We start from the raw sequence: 22,260 nt of genomic DNA, 5'->3' as shown, positions 1-22,260 counted from the left end.
AATGCTACCACCGGGATAAATCTTTAAAACTTAGCGTTCATACCAACTAAAAAGCTGCGACCCGGCATCAAGTTACCGACGTTGACATAATCGCGGTCAGTGAGATTGTCGAGTTGTAAAAAGAGTTTGCTATCTACGCCAACGACCGCTGGAAGTTGTTGCTCAAAACGTAGGTTAAGCAAGAAGTAGTCAGGTGCTTTTGTCCAGATTGGATCAACTTTACGAGTTGCTTGAAATTCATAAAACTGACGTTGAGTGTACGAAGCCTGAGCACTAACCAGTAAGCCAAAATCGAAATCGTAACGCAGATCAAGATTTGAACGATGGCGAGGCCGACCCTCTAGGTCACGACCCGCTTGTTTATCTAGCGTGATCATGTAGGTGTAGTTGAATGCTGCCTGAAAATGAGCGGTAAGGTCGGCATTAAGGGTTGCTTCAACCCCTTGAATACGTACTTCACCAACATTGCTGTAGTGAACAGTATTCAATTTTTTGTCACCTGTTTTCTGAATGAGATCTTCTACGTCGTTATAAAAATAGGCGACTGAACCGTTAACACGACCACTAAACTCGTGATTTACGCCGATCTCATAAGCGGTAGTTTTCTGTGGCTTGAGGTCGGGATTACCACCAGACATTTTGCTGTACAGCTCTTTTAAGTGTGGGAAACGGGTTTTCTTGCCGATTGAGGCGTGAAATGTTGTGGAATCGCTGGCGGTAATGACCACACCCATTTGGGGATTGAACACACCATCAGCATCGGGAGCAGGTTGGTCGTCAGCTTTGCGTGGATCGTAATAATCCCAGCTGGTGCCAATAACGACCGCCAACCAATCGGTGACAGCAATCTCATCTTCAAGCGCCAAACTGTATGTGTCACTTTCAAACTCGCCAGCGTCTTGCCACGCATCACCGGGGGCTGCGATCTCATTTTGCTGTGAGTTGTCACGGGCAAAACTGGCACCCATTTTGATGAAACTGTATGGGCCAAGATCAATAAATGTCTGTAGTTCACCACCGAATGTGTAGTTGTCGTAAGCAGATTTATAGAACCAATCTGAGTTGGAGTAATCTGTGTCTTTAAGGGTGTCTTCGTGGTCAACATAGAACATCCGCGCTTTGACACGTAATTTTTCACTAAAGCGATGCTCACCAACTAAACTGACCAGCCATTGTTGCCAGTCATCGAAATACCAATCGCTATCGGGTATCCCTTTTTCGTCGTTGATATAGTTGGCAGTTAGATATATTTGAGTGTCATCGTTGGGTGTGTAGCCAAGTTTTGCATTGACGCTTTGTTTGATATAACCGCTATCATCGCGCTTACCACCATCTTCATCCGTTGACGTGCCGATGCCAAATTTACCGTGTTCATCAAAATCGTCAGAGAGGCGGAAACCATCACTTTCACGAAAACTGTAGTTAAACCAGTAGTTAAATTTGTCGGTGCTACCGCCATGAGTAATGGAGTAGTTTTGCGTACCATAATCACCAAATGAGGTGGAGAGCTCGGTCAATGGCTCTGCTGTACCACGCTTGGTGATGATATTGATAACGCCGCCCATGGTATTAGCACCATACATTACCGAAGAAGCGCCCTTAGTAACGGTGATCTTGGCAATGGCATCAATGGGGATCTGCGACAGATCGAGTGAACGGTAGTATTGCTCGTAAACGGCGATACCATCGATCAAAACTTTAAGATCACTCTGTTCAAAACCACGCACGCTGACATACGCTTGACCTTTGCCGCCTGTTTGAACATCAACACCCGGCATCATAGATAACGCATCGGCCACATTTTCAGCACCACGTGCTTCAAGGTCGCTTGACGTCACTTCGGTAACTGTGGTGGCGAGGTTGACGGTTTGCTGCTCCCCAGTGACGATCACCTCGCCAAGGGTGAAAATAGCTTCGGACTCATCGGCTTCAGCCGACCATCCTGTTGTTGCGACCAACATAAATAATATGCTGACCATGAAGGTTATACGTTTTGTTTTAATCATGATTACCTCTCAATAAAAGAATCAATATGGGTGGAAAATGGCAGTGCCTGACAACAATGATTTGTGGTGTTGATAAAAATAGCAGGATCAATGTTTAAGTCGGTGGCGTTATGCATCTTGGTGCATAACGGTTATTGGCCGTTATGTATCAGTGTATATAACGCAAGATCAAGGATAAAAGAGTTTTTAAAACAGTTAGTTATTGAATATGTTTAACTTTGTTCCATTACGAAACAGAGTGTTCAGAATTGGGACAACTAATTTACTAATAATTGAGTGTATGTATATTTTTTAGTTAAGACGATACCTTGAGGTGGCAGCAACTACTTATAGGTCGAGAACTTGTTTTGAGGTTAGTCAGGCGTGAGTAGTAGAACTCCTCTTTTGTTGCTGTGGGTAATATCGTAACGTGTAGGATGTGGTGATTAATAAAATCGGTGTTCTTAACTGGACTAGCCTTCCTATGTTCAAGAAAATTTGTAATGGAATGTAGATGTTGAAGGTGATATGAATTCACTTGATTAGTTTTTTGTTGGATATTTATAGTTTATTGTTTGGGTTTAGGATGTTTGTCGTCTCTTTTAATCGGTTGGTGGGTGCGAAGTTTGTACTACCGTCAATATTCAGAAATGGTAGAAGCTTAGAATTATGAATGAAGGTCAAATAACATGGGATTTTGTCGGCATATTAATATTCTTTTTTTGTTGTCACTGTGGACTTCTGCTCTATTTTTGTCGGTACTTGAGAATTCGAGGTGTGGCTGATGTCAGTTTTACTGCAACTCTTGTTATGGCACTAACGGGAAACATACAAAAGTTCTACAAATCCTTTTATGAAACGCACAGCAAAGAGTATGGCAAAGTAATAACAAAGGCCTTGATTGTCTGGCAATTCTCATCAGTGGGGTTAATTATTGTTCTCCCTGTTGTGCTGTCATTTATGGGGTAAACGTTGAGGTAGCCGCATGACTCTCGAAAGAGGGCAGGTTTTGAAATGCCGTGATGTTATGGTAACCTTTTATTAGATCGTATTTATTATGCGTAGTTTTTGTCGCGTATTACTGCTGGTTATCAAAACTGATTGGCATCAAAAGGAGTAGAAAAATGAAAATTGCATCTCTTGCGGTATTGCTGGTGTTTTTCATGTCATTTCCTGTTCTGGCTGCTGATGGTTTGATCAATATCCAAAGTGCTTTTTGTGTCGAAGAAACGGCGGATCGGCTCGTTGAAATTTTGAACGAAAAGGGGATGACGGTATTTAATCGGATAAAGCATTCCGATGCTGCTGCCATGGTTGGCGTTGAATTACGTGATACGGAGTTAGTCTTATTTGGCAATCCAAAAGTGGGCAGCCCTCTTATTAAGTGTCGGCAAAGCGTGGCAATTGACCTACCGCAAAAAGCATTGATCTGGACAGATTCAGCATCCACGACATGGTTGTCGTATAATGATCCTCGATATTTAGAGCAAAGACATGACATCTCTGGATGTGAGCAAGTTATATTGAAAATTGAACAGGCACTTGCAGTAATTGCAAAAGCTGCGACAACAAAATAATGGCTTGGTCAGATATGATGCTATCGTTGCGATTACACGTGTCATCGCACCTTATGTTTCTAATCAGTGGTATGAAATGTCTCCATTGAGGTTCTCAACCTGAGAATGTTCCTTTCGCCTACACCAGAGGGATTCTATGCGACGGATTCGCATTACATGTTTCATCTTCTTGTTACTGTTAGTTTTGTTGGCAATGAGTGGTTGCACCCACCATGGAAAGTTGCTCAATCAGGGAGTTGTTGTCAACAATACTGCGAGTTAACTCAAAGAAGTTAAGATACTTCACACACCAACCAATCGCTTTGTGGCCATCAACCAGATCTTGCCTTACGAATCCTTCAGTATGGGGTTTTATGAAAAGAAAATGCGCGGGGAAAAGGCGATAATTTCATGGAAGAACGACCAGAGTGATTTTGTTCATAAGCGAGAGGTTGTCTTACCCGCACCTGAACTCTCATTACGACCAAGTACGGACGTCATGACTTTGATTTACACCGTCGTCCCTAGTGGCGAAGTGTTTGTCACGTTGGTCCACTCTATGTAGTGCAAAATGATTTACCTGTGAAATGTAACATTTCCAGTTTTGTTGATATTTATACTGTCTATAATGCAAAGGCAGGGAGGCTTTGTTGACGTACTCAACTATCGTCATCTTTCTCCCTCACATTATTAACAATACGCCACATGTCTGCCACGATAGTTAATGCAGATGATTTGCTCATGGAGATAGCTGATGCAACCGATGTTACGTCCCGGACGTTATCGACATTATAAAGGCAACGATTATCACGTGCTCGATATTGCTCGTCATAGTGAAACTGAGCAATGGTTTGTTGTTTACCGCTGTTTGTACGGCGATCATTCACTGTGGGTGCGGCCACTGACCATGTTTACTGAGATGGTGAATGTCGATGGCTGTGAACTGGAACGTTTCAAATATTGTGGACCGATGGATGGTGATGGTGGAACTGATTAAGGTAACTAATTTTATATTGGCACGAATGCGTAAATCTCATGAACGATAAGATCACACCCTAGAATCTCCATAGTAATCTAAAAATTGTCACGCCATTACTATTCATCAGGACATACAATGGATAAGTATTTAGCTTCAAGCAGAATAATTGACTGGCAACACCCTGAGATCATAAAGAAAGCTAACGAGCTTTCACGGGGGTGTGGTGACCCGACTACTATTGCCAAAGTTTGTTTTGAATATGTGCGTGATGAAATTAAGCACAGTAATGACTACAAATTAAATCCCGTCATGTGCATAGCGTCCGATGTTCTTAAGTATAAGACGGGCTATTGTTACGCAAAAAGTCATCTGCTTGCCGCATTACTTAGGGCAAATAGTATTCCAGCAGGTCTGTGTTATCAAAGGCTTACCATTGATGATGAACAGCCGCCATTTTGTTTGCACGGACTTAACGCGGTCTATCTCGCAGATCTTGGATGGTATCGTATTGATGCGCGAGGTAATAAGAAGGGTGTTGAGGCTGACTTCACACCACCCGTTGAAAAGCTTGCGTTTACGATTGGTGTTGAAGGGGAGGCTGATTTTCAAGAGATATGGCCAGAACCATTGCCTGAAATTATTGCCGTACTTGAGTCATCAAGTACGTTTGAGGACGTGTTAGCGAATTTGCCAGATATTGACATCGTTACCAGTTAATTGTCCTTCGGTGAATCTAATTTTGTTGAATGTTTTAGGGGCTTCCCTGTTCGACCGATTCGCATCGATTCAACGGTTATCGTTCAGTTAGGATCAGGCGATAAGTGTTCAAAATTAAACGATAAGATAAATTCTCCCTCGAACTTCAAATTCACACGAAATACCCCCTCTTTTCTTGCAATTTACTCTAATACTCGACATTATCGTAACGATGTTAAATTCTGTATACGGATGAACTCTTGGCGAAGTTTGCCTATCTAAAAATTACCCCCGAAGAATTCAGGGAGATTATTTTAAATGCACGATGTGATGAGTATTTGTTGTTATTGCGGTTGTGGCTGCGGTTTATATTTGAATGTTGATGATGGTCGAGTGGTCGGTAGTAGCGCGAGTAAAAATCATCCTGTTGCTAAGAATAACCTGTGTGTAAAAGGCTGGCATGTCCATGAGTTTATTCATCATCCTGATCGATTGACGCAGCCCCTTATGCGTAAAGATGGTGAATTGACACCGTGTTCGTGGGATGAGGCGTTGGACGCGACAGCGCAAGCATTGATGCGGATTAAAGCGGAGCAGGGCAGTGATCAGATTGGTGTGCTGGCTTCGGCGAAATGTAGTAACGAAGAGAACTACCTGTTACAAAAATTTACCAGAGCAGTGCTTGGTACGAACAATATCGACCATTGTGCGCGGTTGTGACATGCGCCAACTGTGGCAGGTCTTGCCACAACATTTGGTTCGGGGGCCATGACCAATTCGATTGCTGAAATTGAATTTGCTCAGGTGATCCTCGTTTCGGGTTCTAATACGACAGTGGCTCACCCACAGGTGGCGCGGCGTATTTATGATGCGGTGGATTGTGGTGCGAAGTTAATTGTGATCGACCCTCGTTCAACGCGAATTGCCCGTTTAGCTCATATCCATCTACAAATTGAATCGGGGAGCGACATCCCGCTTCTTAACGCCATCATGCGCTGCATTGTCGATGATAACCTCCAAGACGCATCGTTTATGGCGGCACAGACCGAAAATTATCAGGCACTCCATGCCACACTTATGGCGGTTGACCTCGATAAGGCGGCGACGATTACAGGGGTGGAAAAGTCGCTGATTCAGCAAGCGGCACGGCTGTATGCGACAGCAGAACGCTCAACTATCTGCTATTGCCTTGGTGTGACTCAGCATATTTGTGGAACCCACAATGTGCAATCATACGCAAATTTAGCGATGTTGACGGGTCAGGTGGCGCGTGAATCGACGGGAGTGAACCCGTTGCGCGGCCAAAATAATGTCCAGGGTTCGTGCGATATGGGTGGCTTGCCGAATGTCTATCCCGGTTATCAAGCGGTGACCGATGAGGCGGTGCAGAACAAGTTTGAACAGGCATGGGGTGTTCCGCTGTCGAACACCGTTGGTCGACCACTGCTAGAGATGACCCACGGTGATTCGACTGATAAAGCGTTGAGCGCGATGCTGATTGTCGGTGAAAATCCGATGCTCTCTGATCCGGGGTTAAGTCATGTTGAAGCGACGTTGAAATCCCTCGACTTTTTGGTTGTCGCCGATCTGTTTTTAACTGAAACGGCACAACTTGCTGATGTGGTTTTTCCTGCCGCATCGTTTGCTGAAAAAACGGGAACGGTGACCAATTCAGAGCGCCGGGTGCAATTGATGAATCAAGCCATTGAGCCGATTGGTGACTGTAAAAATGATGGCGATATCATCATGGAATTAAGTCGCCGCATGGGCTATGAGATGGTTTATCCGAACAGTGCTGCGGTGATGGACGAGATCGCTGCATTGACCCCGCTGTATGGTGGCATGCACCATGATCGCCTTATGGGGTCGTGGGGGTTACAGTGGCCGTGTCCTGACCGAAATCATCATGGCACCCAGTATCTGCACAAGGATGAATTTTCACGTGGTAAGGGCTATTTCTCGCCCGCCGATCATATTGAGCCTGCCGAAGCTGTCGATAGCGATTACCCTTTTGTACTCATTACCGGTCGTGCCTATCACCATTATCATACCGGAACCATGACTCGGCGCAGTTCAATGTTGAATCGAGAACACGATATACCGTGGCTGGATATCCACCCAGATGATGCCAACCGTTTAGGCTTGAACTTTTCGGAAAAGGTTGTTGTCGCCTCACGCCGTGGCCAGTGCACCTTTAGTGTCTGTATTACCGATAGTGTTAAGCGAGGTGATCTGTACTGCGATTTTCATTTCCACGAAGCGCCAGTCAACTTACTCACCTTGACCGCTGCCGATCCTATTGCCAACTGCCCCGAATTTAAACGCTGCGCGGTGCAAGTGACCAAGGAGGTGCTATGAGCCACACGGCCTTACTTGAAAAAGAGAATCTTACGTCGCTGTTGGTGCAACTGTGTCAGCAGCAACGGCTGGTGGCACCCGTTAGAAATAGCTATGGGGATACCCTGTTTAGCGTTATTGATGATCCGACAGCGGTGGAGATCGACCTGATTAATCAACCGCAAAACTCGATCAAATCGTTCCTGTTTCCGCAAACGGAAACCTTGAGTCTCTATCGCCTTGAACACAATGGTGAAACGGGGCGCTCAGGTTATCAATTTACTGCCACGCTTCCTGACGTCGCGCCAACACTTTATTTTGGCGTGCGTTCCTGCGATATGAATGCGGTGCTGTATTTGGATAAGATCTTTAATCCCAAGGCTGGAGTTGATCCTTACTATCAACAGCGGCGCAAGGGGGCGACGTTTATCACCTTGGCGTGTCAGTCTCCTGAAGCCAACTGTTTTTGTGATAGGACGCAAACGGGGCCGTTTATGCAGCATGGTTTTGATCTGCAATTAACGGACATTGGCTCTCATTATCATGTCACCACAGCGCAGGATGAATGCCCGAAAGGCTACGATCTCTTGACGAAATTTAGTTCATCTTTTTGTCCGGCAAACGATTCTGATGACATGACGATGCATCAGGTGAATGCAGAAGCGCAGGCGATGTTGAATCTCGATGTGGATGTGGAACGCTGTGTCACATTGCTCAAGGATTCCGTGTTGCCTTCTTCACTGTTGCAACAGCTTGCCGTACGTTGTCAAGGCTGTGCGGGCTGTGCTTTTGTTTGTCCAACCTGTAGCTGTTTTACTATCAGTGATCAAAAACTGAGTGATCAAAAACTGAGTGATCAACATGGTGAGCGCGTTCGCCGTTGGGATGCCTGCACTTTTTCAGGGTTTACCAAAATGGCGGGGAATCATAATCCTGTCGATGGTGAATCGGAACGGATGACTAAGCGGTTTTTGCATAAATTGCAGCACGATGTTGCTCTCTATGGTCAGGTGAGCTGTGTCGGTTGCGGTCGCTGTGTTGATATGTGTTTTGGTGGTGTGGATATTGTCCGTTTTATCAATGGTGTATGCGCTGTTGATGATGAAGGGGCAACGACCGCAATAGAGGGCGAGGGGAATTAAAACGATGGGTGAAAATTTTTATATACCACAGCAGGCCACTATTGCTGAGATTATTGTAGAAAATAGCTTGGTCAATACCTATCGAGTTGTGCTTACTGATGTGGAGTCTTTCCCTGCAATGCAAACCATGTTAGCGGGTCAGTTTGTGATGGTGTCGGTGCCCCATTGCGGTGAAGCACCGATCTCTCTTTCGTCATTAGCGACGCCAGAGAGTAGGACATTTAATTTGACCGTGCGTAAGTCAGGCCAATTGACCGATGCTCTGCATGAATTGTGTTGTGGTGATACTATCGGAGTGCGTGGCCCCTATGGCCAGCCGTTTAATCTGAGTGAAATTGTTGGAAAAAGCCCGTTATTTATTGCAGGTGGAATAGGGATCGCTCCACTTCGTCCAGTTGTCGAGTACTGTTGCGATAATCGCAGCCGTTTTGGCAAGGTGGCGCTGCTTTATGGCTGTAAAAATGCCACGGAGTTCTGTTTTGAAGACGATCTAGAACGGTGGGACGAGGTTGGTATTGCCTGTCAACTGACTGTCGATCAACCTGATCCAGATTGGGATGGAGAAGTGGGGCTCGTTACTCAACACCTAACAGCGCAAACTATTGCAAATCATGATCAATTTTACGTATGTGGTCCCGGGGTGATGATCCGTTTTGTCATAGAGCGCTTGGAACAGCTTGGCGTAAAGCGCGAGCAGATTGTGACCACTTTGGAGCGTCACATGAAGTGTGGTGTCGGTGTTTGTGGTCATTGTCATATTGAAGAAAAACTGGTGTGCGTGGATGGCCCAGTTTTTCGTGGCAATGATTTGCCAAAATTAACCAAACTATAACAGATGTGTTACTCTGCATCGTGTGAGAGATTCTCTTGTGAGAACTATCATCCAATGGCATGAACTCCCCACTTGCCATTGGGTTTAAAGGGTTGGGGGACGAAGATAGGAGTGATGTATGGAGTGGTACCTTGCCGTGTTGAAGAACTATGCTGGCTTTAGTGGTAGGGCGCATAGAAAAGAGTATTGGATGTTTTTGCTCTTCAACATGATTATCGCTGTAGTGTTGGGTTTTGTTGAAGGACTTTTTGGTAGCCCAGGTATTCTTGGTTCACTTTATAGTTTAGCGGTACTTGTTCCGAGCATTGCCGTTTCAATGCGTCGTTTACATGATACAGGTCGCAGCGGTTTGTGGCTGTTGATTGGTTTTGTTCCGCTGGTTGGTGCCATTGTGTTACTTATTTTCTTTGTGCAAGATAGTATGCAAGGTGAGAATCAGTATGGCTCATCGCCTAAATAGTTAGCACTCGTTTGAACGTATAAAAAAAGCCCCTCGTGAGAAATTCTCGCGAGGGGCTTTTTAGTGATTTAAACACTGCTTCGAATTGAACGTCTGTGTGCCAGCGCAGATGATTGCGTCCAACGTTGTCACTTGGCTTCCTGCAATTCTCTACGCTGGCACACAGACTGAGTACTAAAACTTAACGCAGGTTGTAAAATACGTCGATGCCGTTGAAGATTGAGATACCTTCTAGCTCGTCCTCAATGCGGAGTAATTGGTTGTATTTACAAATGCGATCAGTACGGCAGAGTGAACCCGTTTTGATCTGACCAGCGTTGGTTGCCACGGCAAGGTCAGCGATGGTTGTGTCCTCTGTTTCGCCGCTACGGTGAGAGATAACTGCGGTGTAGCCAGCGCGTTTTGCCATCTCAATTGCTTCAAGTGTTTCGGTCAGAGTACCGATCTGATTAACCTTGATGAGGATTGAGTTAGCAACTCCCTTGCTGATCCCCTCTTTTAAGATTTTGGTATTGGTGACAAAAAGATCATCGCCAACAATTTGAATCTTGTCGCCAAGTTGGTCGGTCATCAGCTTCCAGCCCGCCCAATCGTTCTCCGCTAGGCCATCTTCAATTGAGATGATGGGGTAACGATCAACGAGGTCAGAATAAAAAGCGATGGTCTCTTCAGCTGTTTTAATCGGTTGCTCTTCGTTGGCGAAGTTGTACTTACCGTCGTTGAAAATTTCAGATGCGGCAACATCGAGAGCTAGGAGAATGTCAGTGCCAGCCTTGTAGCCCGCAGCATCAATCGCTTCCATGATCACTTCAAGTGCTTCTTCATTGCTTTTTAAGTCGGGTGCAAAGCCGCCTTCATCGCCAACGGCAGTGTTGTAACCTTTATCTTTAAGGACTTTTTTCAGAGCGTGGAAAATTTCTGCACCCATACGTAGCGCTTCTTTAAAAGAGGGCGCGCCAACAGGCATGATCATAAATTCTTGGATATCAACGTTGTTGTCGGCATGCTCACCACCGTTGATGATGTTCATCATAGGTACTGGTAGCTCTTTGGCGTTAGGACCACCGAGGTACTGGTAAAAAGGGAGACCCGACTCTTCAGCAGCGGCACGAGCGCAGGCAAGTGAGACACCAAGCATTGCATTAGCGCCGAGATTACTCTTTGTCTCGGTGTCGTCAAGCTCAATGAGCTTCGCATCAATACCTGCTTGATCGCTGGCTTCCCAACCGATCAGAGCATCGCAAATGGTTTCATTGACATTATTGACCGCTTTTTCAACTCCTTTACCTAAGTAGCGAGATTTATCACCATCGCGCAGTTCAAGAGCTTCACGCTCACCTGTTGATGCGCCACTTGGAACTGCTGCACGACCTAATACGCCACTCTCAAGTAAAACATCAACTTCAATGGTTGGGTTACCGCGTGAATCGAGAATTTCACGTGCATAAATGTCCATGATTTCGCCCATTTTGAACTCCTTTAATTTAACTGTTGTTTGGGATAAATAAATTTGCGAACTATAAAAAAATGATAAAAGTATCGAAGCTGAGCGTTGTAATTGATTGTATACGCTCTGACGCTTAAAACGAGTTATTTATAGCATAAGATGTAAAAAATTAAAGTCAATTTTGTTGTGCCAACGAACTTCTTTGCCAACGTTGTTAAGTTGGAACAATTGGCGCAGCATATTTGCTTGGATTTGTAGCGTTAAATTTGGCGATTTATTGCCTACTATTAGTAGGTTACCTGTGTAGGCCGATGTGTAGATGCCGGTTGCTTTCATCTGTTTTTAATGATACGCTATTCGATCCTAGATGTGGGTAGAGATGTTGCTGTGTTGAGTGGCATATCACTTAAGTTTTGTCCGTATTCCGTGGCGACACTGAGTATTCTATAAGTTCTTCTTCGGTGAAGTTCTGATACCAATCTAGGTGTTCTGTTTGCATAGTGCTGAGGTTTTGTGAGTCAAGATACCTACCGAAGTTGTTTTACCCTTAGTGATCCGATGTTGTCCCACTCATTGGTGGGACCGCAAAATGGTCACCTTCGCCAGTTAGAATCGTTGCTACAGGTTAGCCTGAGTTCGCGTGGTTCTGATATCCAAATAAGTGGTGCTAAATTTGATGTTGATCTAACTGAACTCATATTACACCAACTGGTCCTGTTGCTCCAAAAGGGTTATCCACTGTATCCACCAGATATCGATTATGCCGCCAATATTTTACGTACCGATTCATCCATAAAACTAGCGGATATTTTTTTTGATACCGTTTTAGTCTCGGCGCGTAATAAATTTATTGCACCAAAAAGTCTAGCGCAAAAAATGTATATCGATGCGATTCGTCAGCACGATATTGTGTTTGGCGTTGGTCCTGCTGGTACGGGTAAAACGTATCTGGCTATGGCTTTAGCTGTCGCAGCATGGCAAAAGAAACAGATTAGTCGTATTGTCTTGGTGCGCCCTGCTGTTGAAGCGGGTGAAAAACTTGGTTTTCTCCCTGGAGATATCGCCGAGAAGGTTAACCCCTATCTGCAACCTCTGTACGATGCGTTGTTTGACATGGTTGACCGTAGTAAGGGGCAAGCGATGATCGATGAAGGGATTGTTGAGGTGGCTCCACTCGCGTTCATGCGTGGTCGGACATTGAACGATTCTTTTATTATTTTAGATGAAGCACAAAATACGACCAAGGAGCAGATGAAGATGTTTCTGACCCGTATTGGTTTCGGTAGTAAGGCTGTTGTGACAGGTGATGTTACTCAAATTGATCTTCCTAGTGGTAGACCATCAGGTTTGTTGCAAGCGATTAAACTTTTGAACGACGTTGAAGGGATTGCTGTGAATCGTTTCAGCGATATTGATGTGGTACGTCACCCCATAGTACAACGGATCGTTAGAGCGTACGAGAAGGTTTGATATGGCACCGAAAAAAAAACAAAAAGCGATTCAATCGCATAAGAAAGTAAGCCGCGGTCAATTTTTTCTGAATGCAGCAGCGCACAAAAGATTGTTATTATTGCTCCTTGCTGCATTGTTGACCTTGATCATTATTCCCAAAGGGGGATTGATTCCCGACTATTACCAGCCCGGTGATATTGCTTTACGAGATATTAAAACACCTCGAGGAATTCTTGTCACTGAGCCTGCTTTGACTGAAAAGAAAAAGCAGGATGCCGAGTTGGCTGTTGTGCCTGTTTATGATTATGATTCACGGCCAAGTATTGCTGTGGCAGGCAAACTAGCGGAAGTGCTACAGCAGCTTAACGTTGAAGCCCAATGGGTTGAGGAGCGAGCGGCAGCTGAGGCTGAAGTTGCTGCTAAAGTGGTTGCTTCACAGGATGGTGTTCAGGTAGATCCGTTGATTGAGGCTGCTGCTGGTGGTAACAATGGTAGCCCTATTGATGTTGACCTCGCTCCTATTCGGGTGAAGATTGATGTTCAAGATGTTGTTGGTACAGAGCTCAATGAAGATCAGGTTTCTGTTCTACAACGTGTTGCTGTTGATACGGAGTTTGTTGCTCTGTTTGGCAGTGAAGTTCGCCGTGCCTTAGGGCGAAAAATTGTTGGTAATCTCGACCTGTTTAAGACTAATTGGCAGGGTGCGATCTCGATTCGCGACCTGGCGACACAAGAGGAATATGACGTGGTTGAAACCGCCAATATGGTGGGACTTAACGAAGTCTTTTTATCTCTTGAAAATGGCTTGTTCCTTGATAGCGTGTCTCAAGATGATGCGGATCTGCTTCTCAGTGTTGTCCAAAAGATGATTCGGCCTAATCTGACCTTCAATCAAAGTGAAACGGAATCTCGCCGTCGTGCCGCAGCTGATGCTGTGTTGCCTGTACTGTTGCAGGTTAAGCCAGGTGAGATGATTGTTCGCGAAGGGGAGCGGGTTACCGAAGAGCAGGTGCGTAAATTAGAGGCATTACAATCGTCGGTAGATGGTTTGAAAATGTTACGCAGCGCCCTCGGTTTATTTCTTGCTGTGTTGTTGCTTTTCTATACGGTTCATCGCTTTGCTAAGGTAAATATTCGTAAATATGCTCCTGAGCTGCGCGATTTGATTTTCTTAGCCCTAATTTTTAGTAGTTTGTTTGTTGTCGCTAAAGTTGGTATTTTCATTTCAATGGCGATGCAGAGTGCGTTTCCTTATGTTGATTCTGCCTGCTACTATTATGCGCTACCATTTGCCGCTGGAGCGATGCTCGTTCGTATTGTTCTAAATTCTGAAGTGGCTTATGTATTTTCGCTGTTATTTGCGATTTTAATCGGCATGTTGTTCGGCAATAATTTATTGATGGCGGTTTATGTTTTAGTCGGCAGTGTGACAGCTGCTCACTGGGTGCGGCACAGTAAAGCGCGGAGTAATCTCTATCTAGCGGGATTCTATCTGTCATTGGTTAACATGGGGATGGTGCTTGCTATTTTCACCTTCTCTGACAATGTGTTTGATATTCAGTTGTTGTATCGACTTGGCTTTGCTTTTGTCAGTGGTTTTGGTTGTGCTGTGATGGTCAATGGAACGATTCCGATGATGGAATCGTTGTTTAAATACACCACCGACTTTAAGCTGTTAGAACTAGCCAACATGAACACCCCAATTTTACGTGAGTTGATGATTCAGGCCCCAGGCACATATCATCATTCCATCATTGTTGGTAATTTAGTTGAGAATGCTGCGGAGTCGATTGGTGCGAATCCACTTTTAGCACGGGTTGCAGCGTATTATCACGATATTGGTAAAATTAAAAAGCCGCTCTATTTTGCTGAAAATATGCGCTTGCCTGAGAACCGTCATGATAAATTAGCACCATCCATGAGCGCTTTGATTTTAATCTCCCATGTTAAAGATGGTGTGGAGATAGCGCGCGAGCACAAACTCGGTAAGAATCTCATCGACATTATTCATCAGCATCATGGTACGGCACTGATCAAATTCTTTTATGATAAAGCACAGCAGCGTGATAAAGAGGCGCAGGTTAAAGAGCAGGACTACCGCTATCCCGGACCGAAACCGCAAACTCGTGAAGCGGCGTTGATTATGCTTGCTGATGCTGTTGAGGCCGCTGGACGAACGCTGTCTGAACCAACTCCAGCACGGATTCAAGGAATGGTACAAAAGATCATCAATAATATTTTTATTGATGGCCAACTGGACGAGTGTGAGTTGACCCTGAAGGACTTGCACGAAATTGCGAAAAGTTTTAATCGGATATTATCGGGGATTTTCCATCATCGTGTGGAATATCCTGAACCGGCTTATAAAGAGCGGGATAAAGAATTAAAAAAAGAACCGAAAAGGAAAAATGGCGATGATATACATCGAGAATCAACAAAAGAATCACGAGATAGCGATGGCGGGTCTAAAAACGGTAGCCAAGACGATCTTAAGCGCCTTGGAATGTCCTGAGGAAACGGAGTTGTCCATCGTTATCGTTGACGATGAGCAGATTCAAGAGATCAACCGCGACTATCTTCAACGTGATAAGCCGACCAATGTCATCTCTTTTTCTCAACAAGAGGGTGAGGGGGCTGGAATTTGCCCCGAACTGCTCGGTGACGTTGTGATATCGGCTGACACGGCTCAGCGTGATGCACAGGATGCCGAGGTGAGTTTTTTCAGTGAAATAAGTTTTTTGCTGATCCACGGTATTCTTCATCTTATTGGTTATGATCATGAACGTGGCACTCAACAACAGGCGGAGTTAATGGAACAAAAGGAGAGCGAATTGTTCAAACTTCTGCAACGGGATGTTTTTCCGCAACTTGAAGCCGCGAAATCTAGCGAATCTGCCGTTGCGGACGGAGTCTGATTATGTCCGATTTTGGCTCAAAAGTGCCGTGGTGGCGTAAAATAAACCTGTTCGGTTGTTCACAACACGTTACCTCTGAGGAGCACCTTCAAGAGCTGATTCACGCCTCGGAGGAGGATGGGATCATCAATGCCGCCGAAGGGGAGATGTTTAGTTCCATTATCGAGTTTGGTGAAACCATTGTTCGCGAAGTGATGGTGCCACGTACCGAAATGCATTGTTGCCCTATCGATGCCTGCTTGGACACTTTGATCGGCACGATTATCAAATATGGACACACCCGTATTCCTGTTTACGAACAAACCATTGATCGCATCGTTGGTGTGGTGTATGCCAAAGACTTATTGAAATATTGGGGCGAATCGAAAACGGAGATCTCATTAAAGCAGTTGATGCACACCACCTATTTTGTTCCTGAAACAAAACGGGTTGAGGAGCTTCTGCGTGAATTTCGTACCAAGCGTAAGCATATCGCCATCGCTATTGATGAGTATGGTGGCACCTCTGGATTGATCACTCTGGAAGATTTGATTGAAGAAATTGTCGGTGACATTAAGGATGAATATGACACCGAAGATCCCCTTCTTGTTGAAGAGAAGGATGGGACCATTCTTGTTGATGCCCGCTTGGGCCTCGATGAGCTGGAAGATTATTACGATCTGTCTGAATTTGAGCGCGATCAGTTTGATTCTGTCGGCGGCTTGCTGCTCCACCATCTAGGTTATGTTCCTCAAGTCGACGAAGAGGTGGTTCTTGAGCGTCTAAAATTGGTTGTTGTCGCCAGTGATGAGCGGGCAATTTACCAAGTCCGAGTTTGTCGCATCGCCTCTCATGGCGCTAATGATCACCAGGCACCATTAGGTGACGGCAATAGCGGTTATGACGCATCAATCGAACTCCATGACAACTAAACCCGTTAGTGGAATGAAAAAGAGATTCATAACATGGTTTGCCCCTATTTTGTCAGGGGTGTTACTGGCGTTAGCGTTCCCAAGTTTTGGTTTTGGTTGGTTAGCATGGGGCGCGTTAATTCCTCTGTTTAGTGTGATGGAAGAGAAACCGTGGCGCAGTGGCTTTGCTGCTGGTGTTGTTTTTTTTGCTGCCGTACTCTATTGGCTCAACACCGTGATGGTGACCTATGGTCAACTGCCGCTTGTCGTATCGATTGTGGTCTACCTGCTATTAGTTATCTATCTTGCCGCGTATTGGGGGGGGGCTTGTTGGTGCGCATGCCGAATCAAGCAGCGACTCAATCTGCCTCTTATCTTAGTGTTGCCCATTGTGTGGATCGTTTTCGAATATCTTCGCACTTATCTCTTAACGGGATTTCCTTGGGCGAATATCGCTTACTCTCAAGCTCCCTATCTTAGCTTGATTCAAGGTGCTGATTTAGCTGGGGTGTATCTTCTTGTTGCTCTTTTAGTGTTGGTCAACACCACTGGTGCACTGTTGTTACGGGCCTATGTAACAAAGATCGTACTTCCTTGGCGGGTGGTCGGTTTGGTTGCTGTTCTTTGGTCGCTTAATTACGGTTATGGCCAATGGCGATTGATTCAACTTCAACCTACCACCGGTGAGCCGTTGCGCGTTGCATTGGTGCAGGGCAATATCGAACAGTCGTTAAAGTGGGACCCTAGCCGCTTAAATGAAACGCTGGAAACGTATCGCGACTTAAGTGCCAAAGCACAATCGCCCGATCTGATTGTGTGGCCAGAAAGCGCGACTCCTTTTTTTTATCAAGATGGTGGTGGTCGTGCGGCTAAGGTTCATTCTATTGTTGCAAGCAGTCAGGCAAATTTATTGTTTGGTAGCCCCGCCTATAAGCAACTACTTGATGACAACGGCAAGTCGTCAAAACGGTATCGTTATTTAAATAGCGCCTATTTGCTGACGAAAAACAATGAACTCGTTGGTCGTAGCGATAAGGTTCATCTTGTACCCTTTGGTGAATATGTACCTCTTGCAAACCTGCTTAGTTTTGTTGATAAGTTGGCGCAGGGTATCGGTGATTTTGTTCCCGGTCAAAATAGTCCTCTACCATTGAATGGTCATCAGGTTGGTATTTTGGTGTGTTATGAAGCGATATTTCCTGCTGTGAGTCGAAGTTTGGTTCGTAATGGTGCTGATCTTATCGTAAATATCACTAACGACGCGTGGTTCGGTAAATCATCAGCGCCGTGGCAGCATTTAGCCATGACCCGATTCCGTGCTGTTGAAAATCGGGTATGGCTAGCACGCTGTGCCAATACCGGTGTAAGTGCGTTAATTGATCCCTTGGGGCGGGTGGTTCGCCAGTCCCATTTGTTTCAAGCTGAAACCGTTGAAGGGGATGTTTATTTTTGTAATGAGACTAGCCTTTACACCCGTACTGGTGATAGTGTACCGCTTTTGCTCAGTATCGTAGTGTTTTGCTGGTTATGGCAGTGCCGAAAAAGATCATTGAGTCGCTGTTAAGGGCAAATAAAATAGTGATGGCTGTAGGGAGATTTCATGTTTCGTGAAGAGATTGAACGGATAAAACTGGTATCTGAAAAGCTCGATGAGCTGAGGAGGTACCTTTGACATACCCGCTAAACAAGAACGGGTATGTGAACTCGAAGCTGAAATCGCTGATCCTGATTTTTGGAATAAAGGTGAACGCGCTCAGGTATTATTGAAGGAACGAACGGTGCTGCATAAACTTGTCAGCACGTGCGAGACAGCCGCACAGACCATCGAGGATTTAAACGTCTTAATCGAGTTAGGTACTGAAGATCAAGACGAAGAGATGCGCCTTGAGGTTCAAGAGTTGTTGCCCGAACTGGAACGAAATATTCACCAGATGGAGTTTGCACGCATGCTCTCTGGTGAACACGATAGTAATAGCGCTATTTTAAGTATTAATGCAGGTGCTGGTGGAACCGAAGCTCAAGATTGGGCTGATATGTTGCTGCGCATGTACCTACGTTTTTGTACGATAAAGGGTTACACCACCAAAATTACTGATTATCAACCTGGTGACGATGCTGGAGTCAAAAGTGTCACATTTACCGTTACCGGTGATTATGCTTATGGTTGGCTTCGACCTGAAATGGGGATTCATCGTCTGGTTAGGATCTCCCCTTTTGATGCGGCATCGAAGCGTCACACCTCTTTTTGTTCAGTGTTTATTTTTCCAGAGTTAGATGACAGTATTGAGATTGAGGTATTGGATAAAGATCTGAAGATAGATACCTTTCGCGCCAGTGGTGCTGGCGGGCAACATATCAATAAAACCGATTCAGCGATCCGAATTACCCATCTTCCCTCTGGTATTGTTGTCGCGTGTCAAGATCAGCGTTCACAACACAACAATAAAGCCGAAGCGATGCGCCAACTCAAAGCGCGGTTGTTCGAACAAGAGCAACGACGTAAAGAGGAGGAGGCCAATGTTCTCACTGGCGATAAAAAAGAGATTGGCTGGGGCAGTCAAATTCGGTCTTACGTTCTTCATCCTTATCGAATGGTAAAAGACCACCGTACAGGTTTTGAGGTGGGCAATGCCGATTCAGTTCTAGATGGGCATATCGAAGGTTTTATCGAAGCTTATTTGTTGGAAAATAGTTAGCAGTCTGTCCATTTTAATTCCGACAATCTGCTAGGTTTTTATGATTTTATAGCATTAGGCAAGGAAGGCACTTGCTACTTTGATCAGACACACGAAGAAAGGAACAACCGTTTCATGGAAGAGTTAAATGAGTTTGTCGCCCAACGAATGGCGAAAGCAGATGATCTACGTCAGCAAGGCCTTAATCCTTATGCCAATGATTTTAAGGTTGAACATTTATCTGAAGAGATTAAGTGCGCCCATGTGGATCACGATTCTGAGGCATTAGAAGGATGTGAGCAGGTTTATGTCATCGCAGGGCGGATTATGGCCCGACGTGATTTTGGTAAGGCAGCTTTTATTCAAATTCAAGACCGTAAAGGCCGAATTCAGGTCTATGTCGGTAAAAATAAGATTGGTGATGAGAGTTTCGCCCTGTTCGGTAAGCTTGATGTGGGTGATATCGTAGGTATTAGTGGCAAGGCCTTTCGGACCAAAACCAATGAGCTTTCATTGCGGGCTGAATCGCTGCAACTGTTAACGAAATCGTTGCAGCCGCTTCCTGAAAAGTTTCACGGGTTGACCGATGTTGAAACGCGTTATCGTCAACGTTATGTCGATTTGATTGTTAATCCAGAAGTGGGCGAAGTATTTAAAAAGCGCAGTCGCATTATCTCACTTATGCGTGACTTTATGCAGCAACGCGATTTTCTTGAAGTTGAAACACCGATGATGCAACCTGTTGCTGGTGGTGCTACCGCGCGTCCGTTTGTGACACATCATAATACCTTAAAGATGGATCTGTTTTTACGCATCGCTCCTGAATTATATCTAAAGCGTTTGGTTGTTGGTGGTTTTGACCGCGTGTTTGAGATTAATCGTAACTTCCGTAATGAAGGGATCTCCATTCGTCATAACCCTGAATTTACCATGATCGAATTCTATCAAGCCTATGCAACTTATCATGATCTGATGGACCTTACCGAAGAGATGATTGGTCATATTGCCGAGGAAGTATGTGGCAGTCGGGTGATTAGTTATGGCGGGCGAGAAGTCGATTTGACTGGGCCATGGACGCGATTAACGGTTCGAGAAGCAATTGTTCAGTATGGCGATATCAGTGCCGAAGATCTTGAGGATCCAGCTAAGGCTCTTGCCTATGCACGTAAACTAGGGCTTGATTTTGATGATTCAATTGGTCACGGAAAGCTTCTTACAGAGCTGTTTGATGAGGTCGCTGAACCAAACCTGTGGCATCCAACTTTTGTTACCGAATATCCAACCGAAGTATCACCATTATCGCGGCGCAATGATGAAAATCCAGATGTTGTTGATCGCTTTGAGTTGTTTGTTGTTGGTCGTGAACTTGCCAATGCATTTTCTGAGCTGAATGATCCGATTGACCAAAGAGGTCGTTTTATTGGTCAAGTGGCTGAAAAAGCGGCGGGTGACGATGAAGCGCATGCCATGGATGAAGATTATATTAAAGCCTTGGAATATGGTTTACCACCAACCGCAGGTGAGGGGATTGGTGTAGACCGTTTAGTCATGTTGCTCACCGATTCAGCGTCAATTCGCGACGTTATTTTATTCCCTCAATTGCGTAAAACTGCGCGTTAAGGTATTGAGCATGGGCTATGAATGGTTGATCAGTTTACGTTACCTCAGGGCGAAGCGTAAGCAGACCTTTATCTCAGTGATCTCGTTTATTTCGGTGACTGGGGTAACGCTTGGAGTTGCAGCGCTCATTCTAGTTTTAGCCATTATGACTGGGTTCCACGATGGAGTTAGGCAGCAGATATTGGGGAATATCCCCCATATCCTATTACAAAAGCAGGGTGACAGTCTTACTCATTGGGCTGACATTGTTGATCAAATAAAGGGGCATTCATCGCAAGTTGTTTCCGCACAACCTTTTGTTGTCAAGGAAGCGATGATGCTTGCTAATGGAAATGTCGCTGCTGTTAACGTTAAGGGTATTTCACCGCAGAACAGGATTTTTGAACAAGAGTTTTTGACACGAGGGGGCACGGTACGCGAAGCGTTGTTTGAGTCGACGCAAAACGTACCTGGGATTATTATCGCTTCCGATACGGCAGCGAATCTTGGAGTCAGTTTAGGGGATCGAATTAATGTCATTCCCCCTGATTTCAATCTTACCCCTTTTGGGTTGGTCCCCAAGATAAAACCTTTTGAGGTGGTGGCGATAGCACGACAACGGGGTGGGTTTTTAGATACCTATTATGCGTATATCGATTTAACTCAAGCGCAACGTTTTATCGGTACGCCAGATCATGTCAGCGGCATAGAGATTGAGGTTGATTCCTTTGACCATGCTATTGGTGTAAGCAGTGCGTTACGCACTAAATTTGAATATCCCTACTCCGTGCGTTCTTGGCAAGATATGTTCGGTTCTTTCCTTGCTGCCTTACGACTCGAAAAATTGGGGCTGTTTATTGTCCTCGGTATTATTGTGCTTGTTGCCGCATTTAATATTGGCACAACTCTGATAATGGTCGTCATGGAAAAGCACAAAGATATCGCTATTTTACGTTCTATGGGAGCGACGTCGCGAAGCATTTTAAAGATCTTTGTATTTGAAGGGCTTTTAATTGGTGTGAGTGGAACCCTACTGGGAACGTCGCTTGGATTGTTGTTAGCACTCAATGCTGATGCCATTATCAGTTGGCTTGAGCATACGTTGGGCGTTACTATCTTTGATAAAGCGGTGTATGGAATGGAACATTTTCCATCTCAAGTGGTAACCTCTGATGTTGTTGCTGTTGTCGTTATGGCAATGGTTATTTGTTTGCTTGCCACGGTTTACCCTGCATCACGTGCGGCACGTTTAGATCCCGCTGAATCACTCCGTTATGAATAGCAATGGGCTAGAT

At 45.0% G+C, this 22,260-nt stretch carries 17 protein-coding genes; 15 read left to right on the top strand and 2 right to left on the bottom strand.

Features of this window, described 5'->3' with window-relative positions; all coding sequences use genetic code 11:
• Positions 1-23: 23 nt before the first annotated feature.
• A complete protein-coding gene (locus tag ACZ5KY_RS12920; RefSeq protein ID WP_464244310.1) occupies positions 24-2,006 on the bottom strand; it encodes a TonB-dependent receptor plug domain-containing protein in 1,983 nt (660 codons plus the stop codon).
• Between the two features lie 1,103 nt (positions 2,007-3,109).
• On the opposite strand from ACZ5KY_RS12920, the gene ACZ5KY_RS12915 reads away from it, so the two are divergent.
• From ACZ5KY_RS12915 to ACZ5KY_RS12885, 7 genes are all read left to right on the top strand, one after another.
• Positions 3,110-3,562 carry a DUF302 domain-containing protein gene (locus ACZ5KY_RS12915; protein WP_464244309.1) on the top strand — a complete coding sequence of 151 codons (453 nt, stop codon included), beginning with the start codon at positions 3,110-3,112 and terminating at the stop codon, positions 3,560-3,562.
• 733 nt (positions 3,563-4,295) lie between these two features.
• Positions 4,296-4,538: a DUF1653 domain-containing protein gene (locus ACZ5KY_RS12910; RefSeq protein ID WP_464244308.1), complete on the top strand. Its 243-nt coding sequence runs from the start codon at positions 4,296-4,298 to the stop codon at positions 4,536-4,538.
• Between the two features lie 117 nt (positions 4,539-4,655).
• On the top strand, positions 4,656-5,237 hold the full coding sequence (locus ACZ5KY_RS12905) for a transglutaminase-like domain-containing protein (RefSeq protein ID WP_464244307.1): 582 nt from the start codon (positions 4,656-4,658) through the stop codon (positions 5,235-5,237).
• A 297-nt stretch (positions 5,238-5,534) separates the two neighbouring features.
• Positions 5,535-7,574, top strand: a complete 2,040-nt coding sequence (fdhF, locus tag ACZ5KY_RS12900; RefSeq protein WP_464244306.1) for a formate dehydrogenase subunit alpha — start codon at positions 5,535-5,537, stop codon at positions 7,572-7,574.
• Positions 7,571-8,695: a 4Fe-4S dicluster domain-containing protein gene (locus ACZ5KY_RS12895; protein WP_464244305.1), complete on the top strand. Its 1,125-nt coding sequence runs from the start codon at positions 7,571-7,573 to the stop codon at positions 8,693-8,695. Before fdhF ends, ACZ5KY_RS12895 begins: the two co-directional genes overlap by 4 nt.
• A 4-nt stretch (positions 8,696-8,699) precedes the next feature.
• Complete coding sequence (locus ACZ5KY_RS12890; protein ID WP_464244304.1) at positions 8,700-9,527, top strand: FAD/NAD(P)-binding protein; 828 nt, start codon at positions 8,700-8,702, stop codon at positions 9,525-9,527.
• Positions 9,528-9,645: 118 nt separating this feature from the next.
• Complete coding sequence (locus ACZ5KY_RS12885) at positions 9,646-9,987, top strand: DUF805 domain-containing protein (RefSeq protein ID WP_464244303.1); 342 nt, start codon at positions 9,646-9,648, stop codon at positions 9,985-9,987.
• A gap of 181 nt (positions 9,988-10,168) precedes the next feature.
• Here the strand turns inward: ACZ5KY_RS12885 and eno are convergent, their stop codons facing one another.
• Entirely contained in the window at positions 10,169-11,455 is a 1,287-nt protein-coding gene (gene eno / locus ACZ5KY_RS12880; protein ID WP_464244302.1) for a phosphopyruvate hydratase, read from the bottom strand.
• Between the two features lie 537 nt (positions 11,456-11,992).
• Between eno and ACZ5KY_RS12875 the strand changes: the two genes are divergently transcribed.
• The 8 genes from ACZ5KY_RS12875 (at position 11,993) to ACZ5KY_RS12840 (ending at position 22,247) form a co-directional block, all read left to right on the top strand.
• A complete protein-coding gene (locus ACZ5KY_RS12875) occupies positions 11,993-12,904 on the top strand; it encodes a PhoH family protein (RefSeq protein WP_464244671.1) in 912 nt (303 codons plus the stop codon).
• A 1-nt stretch (position 12,905) separates the two neighbouring features.
• Positions 12,906-15,398: an HD family phosphohydrolase gene (locus ACZ5KY_RS12870; RefSeq protein ID WP_464244301.1), complete on the top strand. Its 2,493-nt coding sequence runs from the start codon at positions 12,906-12,908 to the stop codon at positions 15,396-15,398.
• Positions 15,343-15,801 carry an rRNA maturation RNase YbeY gene (ybeY, locus tag ACZ5KY_RS12865; protein WP_464244300.1) on the top strand — a complete coding sequence of 153 codons (459 nt, stop codon included), beginning with the start codon at positions 15,343-15,345 and terminating at the stop codon, positions 15,799-15,801. Before ACZ5KY_RS12870 ends, ybeY begins: the two co-directional genes overlap by 56 nt.
• A 2-nt stretch (positions 15,802-15,803) precedes the next feature.
• A complete protein-coding gene (locus ACZ5KY_RS12860) occupies positions 15,804-16,712 on the top strand; it encodes a hemolysin family protein (RefSeq protein ID WP_464244299.1) in 909 nt (302 codons plus the stop codon).
• 13 nt (positions 16,713-16,725) lie between these two features.
• Positions 16,726-18,255 (top strand): apolipoprotein N-acyltransferase, encoded by a 1,530-nt coding sequence (lnt, locus tag ACZ5KY_RS12855; RefSeq protein ID WP_464244298.1) that lies wholly within the window; start codon positions 16,726-16,728, stop codon positions 18,253-18,255.
• A gap of 36 nt (positions 18,256-18,291) precedes the next feature.
• Positions 18,292-19,387 (top strand): peptide chain release factor 2 gene (gene prfB / locus ACZ5KY_RS12850; protein WP_464244297.1). Its coding sequence is split into 2 segments (ribosomal slippage): positions 18,292-18,360 and positions 18,362-19,387, totalling 1,095 coding nucleotides; the frame shifts between segments, so codons are not numbered across the junction.
• Positions 19,388-19,501: 114 nt separating this feature from the next.
• Complete coding sequence (lysS, locus tag ACZ5KY_RS12845; protein ID WP_464244296.1) at positions 19,502-20,986, top strand: lysine--tRNA ligase; 1,485 nt, start codon at positions 19,502-19,504, stop codon at positions 20,984-20,986.
• 10 nt (positions 20,987-20,996) lie between these two features.
• Positions 20,997-22,247: a lipoprotein-releasing ABC transporter permease subunit gene (locus ACZ5KY_RS12840; RefSeq protein ID WP_464244295.1), complete on the top strand. Its 1,251-nt coding sequence runs from the start codon at positions 20,997-20,999 to the stop codon at positions 22,245-22,247.
• Positions 22,248-22,260 lie beyond the last annotated feature (13 nt).

This window comes from Desulfuromonas svalbardensis, from assembly GCF_055389415.1.
The sequence above is the reverse complement of the archived record's forward strand: the minus strand, read 5'-3'. Positions and strand labels throughout refer to the sequence as shown.

Bases quoted from the DNA above. Each gene is read 5' to 3' on its own strand.
- ACZ5KY_RS12895 (WP_464244305.1), top strand. From the start codon at position 7,571: ATGAGCCACACGGCCTTACTTGAAAAAGAGAATCTTACGTCGCTGTTG.
- lysS (WP_464244296.1), top strand. From the start codon at position 19,502: ATGGAAGAGTTAAATGAGTTTGTCGCCCAACGAATGGCGAAAGCAGAT.
- ACZ5KY_RS12840 (WP_464244295.1), top strand. From the start codon at position 20,997: ATGGGCTATGAATGGTTGATCAGTTTACGTTACCTCAGGGCGAAGCGT.
- ACZ5KY_RS12885 (WP_464244303.1), top strand. From the start codon at position 9,646: ATGGAGTGGTACCTTGCCGTGTTGAAGAACTATGCTGGCTTTAGTGGT.
- ACZ5KY_RS12860 (WP_464244299.1), top strand. From the start codon at position 15,804: ATGTCCGATTTTGGCTCAAAAGTGCCGTGGTGGCGTAAAATAAACCTG.
- ybeY (WP_464244300.1), top strand. From the start codon at position 15,343: ATGGCGGGTCTAAAAACGGTAGCCAAGACGATCTTAAGCGCCTTGGAA.
- ACZ5KY_RS12905 (WP_464244307.1), top strand. From the start codon at position 4,656: ATGGATAAGTATTTAGCTTCAAGCAGAATAATTGACTGGCAACACCCT.
- ACZ5KY_RS12870 (WP_464244301.1), top strand. From the start codon at position 12,906: ATGGCACCGAAAAAAAAACAAAAAGCGATTCAATCGCATAAGAAAGTA.
- lnt (WP_464244298.1), top strand. From the start codon at position 16,726: ATGAAAAAGAGATTCATAACATGGTTTGCCCCTATTTTGTCAGGGGTG.
- ACZ5KY_RS12910 (WP_464244308.1), top strand. From the start codon at position 4,296: ATGCAACCGATGTTACGTCCCGGACGTTATCGACATTATAAAGGCAAC.
- eno (WP_464244302.1), bottom strand. From the start codon at position 11,455: ATGGGCGAAATCATGGACATTTATGCACGTGAAATTCTCGATTCACGC.
- ACZ5KY_RS12915 (WP_464244309.1), top strand. From the start codon at position 3,110: ATGAAAATTGCATCTCTTGCGGTATTGCTGGTGTTTTTCATGTCATTT.
- ACZ5KY_RS12890 (WP_464244304.1), top strand. From the start codon at position 8,700: ATGGGTGAAAATTTTTATATACCACAGCAGGCCACTATTGCTGAGATT.
- ACZ5KY_RS12875 (WP_464244671.1), top strand. From the start codon at position 11,993: ATGTTGTCCCACTCATTGGTGGGACCGCAAAATGGTCACCTTCGCCAG.
- ACZ5KY_RS12920 (WP_464244310.1), bottom strand. From the start codon at position 2,006: ATGATTAAAACAAAACGTATAACCTTCATGGTCAGCATATTATTTATG.